At 58.9% G+C, this 13,207-nt stretch carries 8 protein-coding genes; 6 read left to right on the forward strand and 2 right to left on the reverse strand.

The genetic code is table 11. The annotated features are described in order from the left end of the window. The first annotated feature begins 100 nt into the window (after nt 1–100). The 5 genes from aceK (at nt 101) to KW838_RS16420 (ending at nt 9,256) form a co-directional block, all read left to right on the forward strand. Nucleotides 101–1,819, forward strand: coding sequence for a bifunctional isocitrate dehydrogenase kinase/phosphatase (gene aceK, locus KW838_RS16400; protein WP_218501740.1), 1,719 nt, complete (start codon nt 101–103; stop codon nt 1,817–1,819). A gap of 199 nt (nt 1,820–2,018) precedes the next feature. After that, nucleotides 2,019–3,206: an AAA family ATPase gene (locus KW838_RS16405; protein WP_218501742.1), complete on the forward strand. Its 1,188-nt coding sequence runs from the start codon at nt 2,019–2,021 to the stop codon at nt 3,204–3,206. Beyond that, entirely contained in the window at nt 3,203–3,781 is a 579-nt protein-coding gene (locus tag KW838_RS16410) for a DUF4276 family protein (protein WP_218501744.1), read from the forward strand. The genes KW838_RS16405 and KW838_RS16410 overlap by 4 nt, the downstream gene beginning before the upstream one ends. A 99-nt stretch (nt 3,782–3,880) precedes the next feature. After that, entirely contained in the window at nt 3,881–7,792 is a 3,912-nt protein-coding gene (gene hrpA / locus KW838_RS16415) for an ATP-dependent RNA helicase HrpA (protein ID WP_218501748.1), read from the forward strand. A gap of 342 nt (nt 7,793–8,134) precedes the next feature. Continuing rightward, on the forward strand, nt 8,135–9,256 hold the full coding sequence (locus KW838_RS16420) for a beta-ketoacyl-ACP synthase III (protein ID WP_102698950.1): 1,122 nt from the start codon (nt 8,135–8,137) through the stop codon (nt 9,254–9,256). Between the two features lie 407 nt (nt 9,257–9,663). Here the strand turns inward: KW838_RS16420 and KW838_RS16425 are convergent, their stop codons facing one another. Continuing rightward, on the reverse strand, nt 9,664–10,995 hold the full coding sequence (locus KW838_RS16425; RefSeq protein WP_218501750.1) for a putative porin: 1,332 nt from the start codon (nt 10,993–10,995) through the stop codon (nt 9,664–9,666). Between the two features lie 280 nt (nt 10,996–11,275). Between KW838_RS16425 and KW838_RS16430 the strand changes: the two genes are divergently transcribed. Then, nucleotides 11,276–12,400 (forward strand): GNAT family N-acetyltransferase, encoded by a 1,125-nt coding sequence (locus KW838_RS16430; protein WP_218501752.1) that lies wholly within the window; start codon nt 11,276–11,278, stop codon nt 12,398–12,400. 18 nt (nt 12,401–12,418) lie between these two features. On the opposite strand, the gene aqpZ is transcribed toward KW838_RS16430, so the two are convergent. After that, a complete protein-coding gene (gene aqpZ / locus KW838_RS16435) occupies nt 12,419–13,117 on the reverse strand; it encodes an aquaporin Z (protein ID WP_218477163.1) in 699 nt (232 codons plus the stop codon). Nucleotides 13,118–13,207 lie beyond the last annotated feature (90 nt).

Here is a 13,207-nt window from a genome sequence, read left to right on the forward strand (position 1 = left end):
TTCAGGGCGTCGATGACGCGGCGCCTGGAAAATTACGCTTCTCCTGCACCCGGTTCACTGGCTAAGCTCAAGCCTCCCGAATTCCCGCAGAGGTCTCACCATGCCGCAGCAATGGCCAGCCGCCGACATCGCCCGTTTGATCCTCGATGGCTTTGACGATTACCGCGAGCATTTCCGGCAGATCACCGACGGTGCCCGGGCCCGCTTCGAACAGGCCCGGTGGCAAGAGACGCAATCGGCGTCGGCGGCGCGGATCAATCTGTACGAAGATAAAGTCAGTGAAACCGTGGAGCGACTGCGCACCGCGTTTGACGCCGAAACACTGGACGTCAGCTGCTGGCCACTGGTGAAAAGTGCCTACATCAGCCTGATCGACCTGCGCTTCGACGATGAATTGTCCGAGACCTGGTACAACTCGATCTTCTGCGGGCTGTTCAGCCATGACCTGATCAGCGACGGCTGCATGTTCATCCACACCACCCGGCCGAGCCTGCGCCGTGCCCGGGCCGCGCAAACCCGCACCTACAAGCCGCAAGGCCAATTGTCGGCGATGCTTGCCAGCATCTTCGCCGACTACCGCTTCAGCGAGGATTACGCCGACCTGTCCGGTGACCTGAAACGCCTCGAAGCGCAACTGCGCGAGAACCTGCCTGACTGGGTGTGCAAGGACCCGGAGCTGAGCGTCGAGCTGTTTTCCTCGGTGCTGTACCGCAATAAAGGTGCGTACCTGGTGGGGCGCATCTACACCGCCGACGAGCAATGGCCGCTGGCAATTCCCTTGCTGCACCTGGAAGGTCGCGGCATCCAGATCGATGCGCTGATCACCGACGAAGCGGACGTGTCGATCATTTTCTCCTTCACCCGCTCGTATTTCATGGTGGATGTGCCGGTGCCGGCGGAGTTCATCGGCTTCCTGCGGCGCATCCTGCCGGGCAAGCACATCGCCGAGCTGTACACCTCGATCGGCTTCTACAAGCACGGAAAATCGGAGTTCTACCGGGCGCTGATCAATCACCTGGCCAATACCGACGACCAGTTCATCATGGCCCCCGGTGTGCGCGGCATGGTCATGAGCGTGTTCACCCTGCCGGGGTTCAACACCGTGTTCAAAATCATCAAGGACCGTTTCTCGCCGTCGAAAAACGTCGATCGCGCCACGGTGATCGAAAAGTACCGCCTGGTGAAAAGCGTCGACCGGGTCGGGCGCATGGCCGATACCCAGGAATTCGCCGACTTCCGTTTCCCGCTGAGCAAGTTCGACCCGGCGTGCCTGGAGGAACTGCTGGAAGTCGCGCCGTCTACGGTGTCGGTGGAAGGCGACACGGTACTGATCCGTCACTGCTGGACCGAACGGCGCATGACCCCGCTGAACCTGTACCTGGAAAACGCCAACGAAGCGCAGGTGCGCGAAGCCCTGGAAGATTACGGCCTGGCGATCAAGCAACTGGCGGCGGCCAACATCTTTCCCGGTGACATGCTGCTGAAGAACTTCGGCGTCACCCGTCACGGCCGGGTGGTGTTCTACGACTACGACGAAATCTGCTTTCTCACCGAGGCCAACTTCCGCCACATTCCACAACCGCGCACGCCGGAAGACGAGATGGCGTCCGAGCCCTGGTACTCGATCGGGCCGCTGGATGTGTTCCCGGAAGAGTTTCCGCCGTTCCTGTTTGCCGATTCGGGGCAGCGCAAGTTGTTCGATCAGTTGCATGGCGAGCTGTACAACGCCGACTACTGGAAAAGCCTGCAGGAGGCGATTCGGGCGGGGAAGGTGATTGATGTGTTCCCCTATCGGCGTAAAGGTTTGGATAATGAATAGGACCTTTCCACTACTCCGGAGCATGGACATCTACTAAGACTTGGGGGCAAAGAATAGGTGGTCTCGCATATTTAGGGAGTGAGTTCACAAGCCGACTGAGAGTTTGAGGGCGTTGATCTGGTCGCTCATGGTGTTTGCTTGCGAGGTCTGTGACAATACCTGCTAACGCGCAATGACAGCTCGGATAGTCGAGGTATGCATGAAAATTGAATCGATTCGTCTCAAAAATTTCAAGGTGTTTAGAGATGTTCATCTGAAGGATATTCCCTCGTTTTTGATCGTGGTTGGTGCAAATGGAGCCGGTAAAACATCACTATTTGATGTTTTTGGTTTCTTGCATGACTGCTTGAAGGGGAATGTACGTCAGGCATTAGATAGTCGTGGCCGATTTCGTGAAGTGTTGAGTAGAGAAAGTGATGGGGACACGATATTGATTGAAATTCAATATCGAATGCCTATTGCAGGTGTGAATCGATTGGTGACTTACTCTCTGGAGATTGGAGAGCGCAGCAACGTTCCGTATGTGAAAAGGGAGATTTTGCGATATAAGCGCGGTCGTTATGGAAGTCCTTATAGGTTTCTGGATTTCGAGAATGGACAAGGCTTTGCAATTACCAATGAAGAAGAGTTTAAAAGGTCTGATGATGAACTTGATCGTGAGTATCAGTCGGTAGCTTCTGATACTCTGGCCATCAAGGGGTTGGGCCAATTTGAAAGGTTTAAGGCTGCAAATGCGTTCCGGCAGCTAATTGAACAATGGCACGTCTCAGATTTTCATATCAATTCTGCTAGGGGTAGAAAAGAACCTTCTGGTGATTCGGAGCATTTGTCTGAGTCGGGCGATAATTTGCCATTAGTTGCTAGATATATGTTTGAACAACACCCTGATCAATTTAAAAAAATACTTGAGACTATGTCTAGGCGCGTGCCTGGCGTTAAGGGGATTGAACCTCGCTTGATGGATGATGGTTATCTGACTCTGCGTTTTCAAGATGGGTCTTTTAAGACTCCGTTTTTGGATCGCTATGTTTCGGATGGGACCATTAAAATGTTCGCTTATATGGTTCTCTTACATGATCCAGTTCCTCATCCGCTTTTGTGCGTGGAGGAGCCAGAAAATCAACTTTATCCAACTCTTATGGAAGAGTTGGCCGAGGAGTTTCGTGGATACGCGTTACGAGGGGGGCAAGTCCTAGTGTCCACGCACTCCCCCGACTTTTTAAATGCTGCAGAGTTGGATGAGGTTTGCTGGCTAGTGAAACGGGATGGTGGTACAGAAATCCGCCGAGCCAAAGACGACCCGCAAATCAGCGCATATATGGCTGAAGGCGATCAGTTAGGGTATTTGTGGAAGCAGGGATTCTTTGAGGGGGCCGATCCGCAATGAGGAGAGAGCTTGTCTTTTTATTAGAGGAACGTTCTGCAAAGGTGATGTTGGAAAGCTTTCTGCCGCGAATATTGGATGAGCAGATTGAGTTCAAGCTCATAGCTTTTGAGGGGAAGCAGGATCTTGAGAAGCGAATGACGATGAGGATGCAGGGGTACTTGAATACTGATGCTCGTTTTATCGTGATGCGGGATCAGGATAGTGATCCCGACTGCAAAGCACTCAAAGCTAGATTGCTGGGTAAATGTCAAGATTCGGGGAAAGCCAACCACGCGCTGGTAAGGATCGCGTGTCGTGAGTTGGAAACATTCTACCTTGCCGATCTACAGGCCGTGGAGACAGCATTAGGTGTAAAGGGTATAAGGTCCAAACAGCAAAGTGCGAAATTTCGAAATCCTGATTATTTAGGGTCGCCTAGTCACGAGCTAAAGGTTCTAAGCAAGTTTCGATACGAAAAAATTAGCGGTTCAAGAGAAATCGGGCGATACCTGCAAGTCGATAATGGTCGCTCGGCGAGTTTTCGTAATTTGGTTGAGGGAATTAAGCGACTGGAGCAAGAACTACTGTCCTTGTAATCCATATTCCGGCCCATGCTTATTTGCGGTATGGGCCTGAACTCCAGCATCTGCGACAATCGGCCCCCTGTGCCTATAGACGACCGAATTGCCCCTACGATGACCGACGAATCGCCCTCCATCGACAAACTGCTGAAAAACCTCGATCACGCCATGCTCGCCGACCGCCACCGGCTGCGGCGGCAGTTGCTTGAGCTGCGCAAGAAACCCGACGAGGCCAAGCTGGGCCAGTGGGTGGCGCGCATGCAGGCGTCCTGTGAGCAGGTGCTGGCGCGTCGCGCCAGCCTGCCGGTGATTCGTTACGACGACAGTTTGCCGATTGCCGCCAAGCGCGACGAAATCAAGAAGGCCCTGGAAAAGCACCAGGTGCTGATCATCGCCGGCGAGACCGGCTCGGGTAAAACCACCCAGTTGCCGAAGATCTGCCTGGAGATCGGTCGCGGCCAGCATGGCTTGATTGGCCACACCCAGCCACGGCGGATCGCGGCGCGCAGCGTAGCCAGCCGGGTCGCCGAAGAGTTGGGCACGCCGTTGGGCGCGTTGGTCGGCTATCAAGTGCGCTTCGAGGACCAGAGCGATTCCAACACCCTGATCAAACTGATGACCGACGGCATCCTGCTGGCGGAAACCCAGAACGACCGCTATCTGGAACGCTACGACACGATCATCGTCGACGAAGCCCACGAACGCAGCCTCAACATCGATTTCCTGCTCGGTTACCTGAAAACCCTGCTGCCGCGCCGTCCCGACCTGAAGGTCATCATCACCTCGGCGACCATCGACCTGGAGCGTTTCTCCAAACACTTCGACGATGCGCCGATTGTCGAGGTGTCCGGCCGTACGTTCCCGGTGGACACCTGGTATCGCCCGCTGACGCTTGAGCAGGACGAAGAGGGTAACCGCGTCGAGGACGACCTGACGGTGGATCAGGCGATCCTCGCCACCCTCGACGAAATTGCCGCCTACGAGCGCAGTGAGCGCCGCAGTCCCGGTGACGTGCTGGTATTCCTGCCGGGTGAGCGCGAGATTCGCGACGCCGCCGACATGCTGCGCAAGGCCCAGCTCAAGCACACCGAAATCCTGCCGCTGTACGCGCGCCTGTCGCCGGCCGAGCAGCAGCGGATTTTCCAGTCGCACCCGGGGCGACGCGTGGTGCTGGCGACCAACGTCGCGGAAACCTCCCTGACCGTGCCGGGCATCCGCTACGTGATCGACAGCGGCACCGCGCGCATCAGCCGCTACAGCTACCGGGCCAAGGTCCAGCGCCTGCCGATCGAAGCCGTTTCCCAGGCCAGCGCCAACCAGCGCAAGGGCCGTTGCGGACGGGTCGAGCCGGGCATTTGCGTGCGCCTGTACAGTGAAGAAGATTTCCTCGGTCGCCCGGAATTTACCGATCCGGAAATCCTGCGGACCAACCTCGCGGCGGTCATTTTGCAGATGTTGCACCTGCGCCTTGGCGAGGTCAGCGCGTTCCCGTTCATCGAGCCGCCGGATGGCAAGGCCATCAGCGACGGTTACAACCTGCTGCAGGAACTCTCGGCAGTGGATCGCAACAGCCAGTTAACCCCGCTCGGGCGCCAATTGGCGCGGCTGCCGGTGGACCCGCGCATGGGTCGTATGTTGCTGGAAGCGGCGAAGCTCGGCAGCTTGCAGGAAGTGCTGATCGTCGCCAGCGCCATGTCGATCCAGGACCCGCGCGAACGACCGCCGGAGCGTCAGCAAGCGGCGGATCAGGCCCACGCCCAGTGGAAAGACGCCGACTCGGACTTCGCCGGACTGGTCAACCTGTGGCGCGGATTCGAAGAGCAACGCCAGGCGCTGACCGCCAACCCGCTGCGCAACTGGTGCCGCAAGAACTTCCTGAATTACCTGCGCCTGCGCGAATGGCGCGACTCCCATCGCCAGTTGAGCCTGATCTGCCGCGACATGCAGTTGAGCCTCAATAAAGAGCCGGCGGATTACCCGAAACTGCACAAAGCGGTGCTGGTGGGGTTGCTCAGCCAGATCGGCCAGAAAACCGAAGAGGGCGATTACCTCGGCGCGCGTCAGCGGCGGTTCTGGATTCACCCGTCGTCGGGCATCGGCAAGAAGCGTCCGCAGTGGCTGATGACCGCCGAACTGGTGGAAACCACCAAGCTCTACGCGCGCATGGTGGCGAAGATCGACGCCGACTGGATCGAACCGCTCGCCGGGCACCTGATCAAGAAAAACCACTTCGAACCCCATTGGGAGAAGAAGCGCGGCCAGGTGGTTGCGTTCGAGCAGATCACCCTGTTCGGGTTGATCGTGGTCGGCCGGCGGCCGGTGCATTACGGCCCGGTGGATCCGGTGGTGTCTCGTGAACTGTTCATCCGCGAAGCGCTGGTGCGCGGCGAGATTCAGTCCAAGGCCAAGTGCCTGACGGCCAACAAACAGTTGCTGGAACAACTCGACGAACTGGAAGCCAAGGCCCGCCGTCGTGACATCCTGGCTGATGAAGAAACCCTGTACGCCTTCTACGACGCGCGGCTGCCGGCGGAGATTCATCAGACCGCGACCTTCGACAGCTGGTACCGGATCAACAGTCAGAAAGATCCGCAGCTGCTCATCATGCGCGAAGAAGACGTGCTGGCCCGTGAAGCCAGCGAGGTCACCGCACAGCATTACCCGGATACGCTGCACATCGGCGATCTGGAGTTGGCCCTCAGCTACCACTTCGAACCGAACCATCCACGGGACGGCGTGACCCTGCGCGTGCCGGCACCGCTGTTGCCGATGCTGCCACCGGAGCGCCTGGACTGGCTGGTGCCGGGTGTTATCGAAGCCAAGTGCATAGCCCTGGTGCGCAACCTGCCCAAGGCCCTGCGCAAGAATTTCGTGCCGGTGCCGGACTTCGTCAAGGCTGCCTTGCAGCGCATGACCTTTGCCGAGGGCTCGCTGCCCCAGGCCTTGGGTCGCGAGCTATTGCGCATGACCGGAGCGCGGGTCAGCGATGAAGCCTGGGCCGAGGCGGCACAGCAGGTCGAAAGCCATCTGCGGATGAACCTGGAGATCGTCGACGGCCAGGGCAAGTTTCTCGGCGAAGGGCGCGATCTGGCCGAGTTGACGGCGCGTTTCGCCGAGGCCAGCCAGGCCGCCTTGGCGGTGCCGCAAACCGCGAAGAGCCAGCAGCCGGTTGAGCCGAAAGTCTTCGCCGCCGTGGCCGAGAAAACCCAGCAGAAGATCGCCGGACTGTCGATGACGGTCTATCCGGCGCTGGTGGAAGAGGCGGGCACGGTCAAGGAAGGGCGGTTCTCGACGCCGGCCGAGGCCGAGTTCCAGCATCGCCGTGCCCTGCAACGCTTGCTGATGCAACAACTGGCCGAGTCGGCAAAATTCCTGCGCGGCAAGTTGCCGGGCCTGACCGAACTGGGCCTGCTGTACCGCGACATGGGGCGTGTCGATGCGCTGGTGGAAGACATTCTGCTGGCCAGCCTCGACAGCTGCATTCTCGAAGGTGAAGACCCGCTGCCACGCGATGGCGCCGGATTGGCGTCCCTGGCCGAACGCAAGTGTGGCGCCTGGACCGAGCACGCCGAGCGTGTGGCGAAGCTGACTCTGGAAATCCTCAAGCTCTGGCATGGTCTGCAAAAGCGCTTCAAGGGCAAGATCGACCTGGCGCAGGCCGTGGCCCTGAACGACATCAAGCAGCAGCTCAGCCACCTGGTCTATCCGGGGTTTGTCCGGGAAACACCGATGCAGTGGCTCAAGGAATTGCCGCGTTACCTCAAGGCCATCGAACAGCGTTTCGAAAAAATCGGCGCTCAGGTCCAGCGAGACCGGGTCTGGAGCGGCGAATTGAGCGGCCTGTGGACGCAATACCAGACCCGCGCCAATAAACACGCCCAGGAAGGCAAGCGCGATCCGCAGCTGGAGTTGTATCGCTGGTGGCTGGAGGAATACCGGGTTTCGCTGTTTGCGCAGCAACTGGGAACCAAGGTGCCGATCTCCGACAAGCGCCTGAACAAGCAGTGGAGCCAGGTCGAACCCTAGACCTGAGACCACTGCAATACCCTGTGGGAGCGAGCTTGCTCGCGATGGGGGCATGACATTCAACATCTATGTTGCCTGTCAGGCCGCAATCGCGAGCAAGCTCGCTCCCACAGTTTTGCATGGCCCGCAGGTAGGGTTCATCCAGCAAAAAGGCGCCAAAACCCAATGTTTATGGCAAACTTCGCGCCTATAAATGCCGGCCCCGCGGTTTTGAGCCTTCACGGTCGCGGGCAGGTCGGAATAAAGCGATGCCAGGTTTGCGTCCCCGGACGGGAATAGACCCTTTGTGTGTTGGTACGACGGTGCCAATACTTTCTGCCTGAACAGATTAGAGACACGACCATGCATAACGTCGTCATCAGCGGCACCGGCCTGTACACCCCGGCCAACAGCATTTCCAATGAAGAGCTGGTCCAGTCTTTCAATACTTACGTCGCGCAATTCAACGCCGACAACGCCGACGCCATCGCACGCGGTGAAGTGCAGGCATTGACCGAGTCCAGTGCCGCATTCATCGAAAAAGCCTCCGGCATCAAGAGCCGCTTTGTCATGGACAAGGACGGCATTCTCGATCCGCAACGCATGGCCCCGCGCCTGCCGGAGCGTTCCAACGACGAGTGGTCGGTGCTGTGCCAGATGGCCATCGGCGCGGCCGAACAAGCCCTGCAGCGTGCCGGCAAGACCGCAGCGGACATCGACGGCGTGATCGTCGCCTGCTCCAACCTGCAACGTGCCTACCCGGCCATTGCCATCGAAGTCCAGGAAGCGCTGGGCATCCAGGGTTTCGGTTTCGACATGAACGTGGCGTGCTCCTCGGCGACCTTCGGTATCCAGACCGCCGCCAACAGCGTGCAACTGGGGCAGGCCCGCGCGGTCCTGATGGTCAACCCGGAAGTCTGCACCGGCCACCTGAACTTCCGTGACCGCGACAGCCACTTCATCTTCGGCGATGCCGCCACCGCGGTGATCATCGAGCGTGCCGACCTGGCGACGTCCAAGTATCAGTTCGACATCGTCAGCACCAAGCTGCTGACCAAGTTCTCCAACAACATCCGCAACAACTTCGGCTTCCTCAACCGCGCGGCGGAAGAGGGCATCGGCGCCAAGGACAAACTGTTCGTGCAGGAAGGCCGCAAGGTGTTCAAGGAAGTCTGCCCGATGGTGGCCGAGCTGATCGCTGAGCATCTGCAAGAGAACCAGCTCAACATCAGCGACGTGAAGCGCTTCTGGCTGCACCAGGCCAACCTCAGCATGAACCACCTGATCGTCAAGAAACTGCTGGGCCGCGATGCGACCGAACAGGAAGCCCCGGTGATTCTCGACACCTACGCCAACACCAGTTCCGCCGGTTCCGTGATTGCGTTCCACAAGAACCAGGACGATCTGGCCGCCGGTTCCCTGGCGGTGCTCAGCTCGTTCGGCGCCGGTTACTCGATTGGTAGCGTGTTGCTGCGCAAGCGCTGATTCTGCGGCTTGAAAAGATCGCAGCCTGCGGCAGCTCCTACAGGAACGGATTTCAACGTGATACCGCGGTGAATCCGGTCCTGTAGGAGCTGCCGCAGGCTGCGATCTTTTTTGCGCGGAGTTTTTGTCTTGAGGGCTTTTGTGGCGAGGGGGCTTGCCCCCGTTCGGCGACGAAGTCGTCGTAAAACAGGCCGCTGCAGGCATGTCTGGCAAATCGCGGTGGCTGGTTCCGGGACCGCTTCGCAGTCCAGCGCGAGCAAGCTCGCTCGCCACAATTGAATGGGTGCAGGCTGGGATAAGAAAACAGTCTCGCGTTGATGCATCGGAGGATGATGGGGACCGACACATCAACACCAGGCTGTAAAAGGGGCCCGGGCTTCCTTGCCCGAGTCGTGTGGCGGGGTGAATCAGAACTTGGCTTCGGCATCCAGTTGCAGGGTGTTGATGTCCGAATCCTTCTTGTTGATGTTGGCGTTGGTCTGGTCCGAGGTCGCCATGTAGTAGGTCGCGCCCAGGGCAAAGTTCTTGTCCAGGTCGTAGCTCACTTTCAGCTTGCTGCCGCGCGAACCGGTGAAGCCGTTGGCGAAGTCGGAGTCGGTGAAGGCACCCACCACAGCGTTACGCTGCACGTCGCGGTAGTTGTAGTCCACGTTGAAGCCGTAGAGCTTGGACTTCACACCGGCCAGCCAGCCAGTGTCCTGGTCGTTGCTGGCATCGGCGTTGTTCACGTACTGACCGTAGATCGACAGCGGAACCGGCAGGTTGCTGAAGTCCAGCTGACCAAAGCCTTCATACAGTTTGAACTGTTCGCCCGGGCTGTTGCCGTTGACGGCCAGTGCGCATGGCGCAGTAACGGTACCCGAGGTCGGGCAGGCGCTGCTGTCATCGTTGTCGTAGGCGTAGAGACTGCCGCCCAAAGTCATTTTCATGCTGTCGGTGATGGCGAAGCGCGCACCCAACTGGCCAGCGTACAGACGCAGGTCGTGCTTGAATTGCACGCCTTCGCCGTCGACGTTGTCCTTGAGGGTGTAGTGACCGGCGCTACCGAACAGCTCGGTGCTGCCGCTCAACGGGTACTTGTAGGTGACGGCCAGGCCTTCCGGGTTGATGTCGCTATCCCAGATGATGTCGCCCATGCTCACCCATTGTTGCGGCATCTTGCCGCCAACCAGGTGCAGGTTCTTGATCGCGTCCGGGTGGTAGTCGATGTAACCCTGGTCCAGCCAGATCTGCTTCTTGTCGAAGTAGTTGTTCAGGTCCTGGTTGGTCGAGCGAGCGTCGTCGTTGCTGCCGGTGGCGATACGGATGCCGGTGTCGACCTGCGGGTTGATTTCGCTGTAGGCACCCAGGCGGGCACGAATGCGCTGACGATCCTGGTCCTTGTTGTTTGGCACGCCATCGTTGTGGACGTTTTCCTGACGGAAGCGCACGTCGCCCTTGAACTGGGTCTTGGCCGCCCAGGCGAGTTTCTGGTCGAAAGCACTCAGTGTGTCGGTTTTCTTCGCGGTGGCCGCGATTTGCTCGTTGGTCTCTTGCTGAGCCTGACGGGCAATCTGCTGTTCTTTCTGATCCCTGGCCAGCTCGGCTTGCAGTTCGCTGTACTGCGCGTTGGTGATCGAGCCGTTAGCCTTGAGCATGTCGAGCAGTTTGGCGTCGACTGCGGCACTGGCCGGAACACTCATGGCCAGCAACAGGCCACCGCATAAGGCCGCCGCAGTTTTCATGGAAGCAAGACGCATATCAATCTCCGAAGATGAGAGGGGATGACAGAGCCATCCGGGGCACAACCGACCGTAAGGGGCGGAAAACTGTGGCCGGGTATAACCCGGCGCTCTAAAAACAGGCGCCAGTATCGCGATGGATTATTACAGGGCGGTGGCAATGTGATGTCATGTCCATGACGATACAAAGCCGCCGTGAACCATTGAGTTAGAGCACTGTCGTCGCTTTGCCCGTGTGCAAAGTGGAGCGATAGGCGATACTCGCGGGGCTTTCACGCCATGAAGAGTGAGGACGGTGATGCCGTTGCAACGCCTGCAAAAACTGTCAGAAATCGCCCCGCCGACCTGGGATGCCATGGTGCCGGAGAGCCAGCCTTTTCTGCGTCACGCTTTTTTGAGTGCACTGGAAGACAGCGGCAGTGTCGGCCCCCATTCCGGCTGGCAGCCCGAGCATCTGCTGCACGTTGAAGGTGATCGCCTGATCGCCGCGCTGCCCGGTTATCGCAAGTGGCATTCCTACGGCGAATACGTGTTCGATCACGCCTGGGCCGATGCCTGCGAACGCGCCGGCATCGATTACTACCCCAAACTGTTGACCGCAGTGCCGTTCAGTCCTGTCGCCGGGCCGCGGCTGTTGGCGGCCACGGTCGAAGACGGTTTTGAACTGTTGAACAGCCTGCCGGGCTATCTTGAGCTCGAAGGGCTCTCCAGCGCCCACATCAACTTCACCGATCCATTCACCGATGCGGCATTGAGCGAGCAGCCCGGCTGGCTGCAGCGTGTTGGCTGTCAGTATCACTGGCAGAATCGCGGTTACCGGGATTTCCAGGACTTCCTCGACGTGCTCAGTTCGCGCAAGCGCAAACAGATGCGCAAGGAGCGTGAACAGGTGGCCGGGCAGGGCTTCGAGTTTGAATGGCTGGAGGGGCGGGAACTGAGTGAGGCGCAATGGGATTTCGTCTATGCCTGCTACGCCAATACGTACGCGGTGCGTCGGCAAAGGCCGTATCTGACGCGGGAGTTTTTCAGCCTGTTGGCCGAACGCATGCCGGAGTCGATTCGCGTGGTGCTGGCCAGGCAGGGGTCACGGCCGGTGGCGATGGCGTTCAGTCTGGTGGGGGGCGACAGCTTTTATGGTCGTTACTGGGGTTGCCTGGCGGAGTTCGATCGCCTGCATTTCGAGACCTGTTTCTACCAGGGGATGGACTACGCCATCGCCAACGGTTTCCAGCGTTTCGATGCCGGTGCGCAAGGCGAGCACAAACTGATTCGTGGATTCGAGCCTGTCATCACCCATTCCTGGCACTACCTGCGGCATCCGGGGTTGAAGGCGGCGGTGAAAGACTTTCTGGAGCAGGAGCGGCTGGGGGTGCTGGCTTATGCAGAGGATGCGAAGTCAGCCTTGCCTTATCGACAAGGCTGATCTTCACCCTATGGTGTGTCAGTTGTCTTCCTTGCCCAGCCAGCGATACAGCACGCCGCCGACCACTGCGCCGAGCAGTGGTGCGACCCAGAACATCCACAGTTGTTGAATAGCCCAGCCGCCGACGATCAGCGCCGGGCCGGTGCTGCGCGCCGGGTTGACCGAGGTGTTGGTGACCGGGATCGAAATCAGGTGGATCAGCGTCAGCCCCAGGCCGATGGCGATCGGCGCCAGTCCTGCCGGTGCACGTTTATCGGTGGCGCCGAGGATGATCAGGATGAACATCGCGGTCATCACCAGTTCACAGACAAACCCTGCCGCCATCGAATAGCCGCCGGGCGAGTGTTCGCCGTAGCCGTTGGACGCCAGGCCTCCCGCCAGTTCGAAACCGGGTTTGCCGCTGGCAATGAAGTACAGCAGGGCGGCAGCAATCACGCCGCCAATGACCTGGGCAATGATGTAGGCCGGCAACTCCTTGGCCGGAAACCGCCCACCCACCACCAGGCCGAGGGATACCGCAGGATTGAGATGACAGCCGGAAATATGGCCGATGGCGAAGGCCATGGTCAGCACGGTCAGGCCAAACGCGAAGGACACCCCGAGCAAGCCGATCCCTACCTCTGGAAAAGCCGCGGCCAACACCGCACTGCCGCAACCACCCAATACCAGCCAGAACGTACCTACCAACTCAGTCGCCGAACGTTTTAACAGAGACATAAGAAAGTGCCCTTTCGAGATTATGCTGCCTTGAGCATCCAGCCGATGGACTGCAGAACCACCTCCAGAACGTTGCAGTGAGTACAGCAC

It is taken from the genome of Pseudomonas sp. PDM27 (assembly GCF_019219205.1).
GTDB lineage: Bacteria > Pseudomonadota > Gammaproteobacteria > Pseudomonadales > Pseudomonadaceae > Aquipseudomonas > Aquipseudomonas laurylsulfatiphila.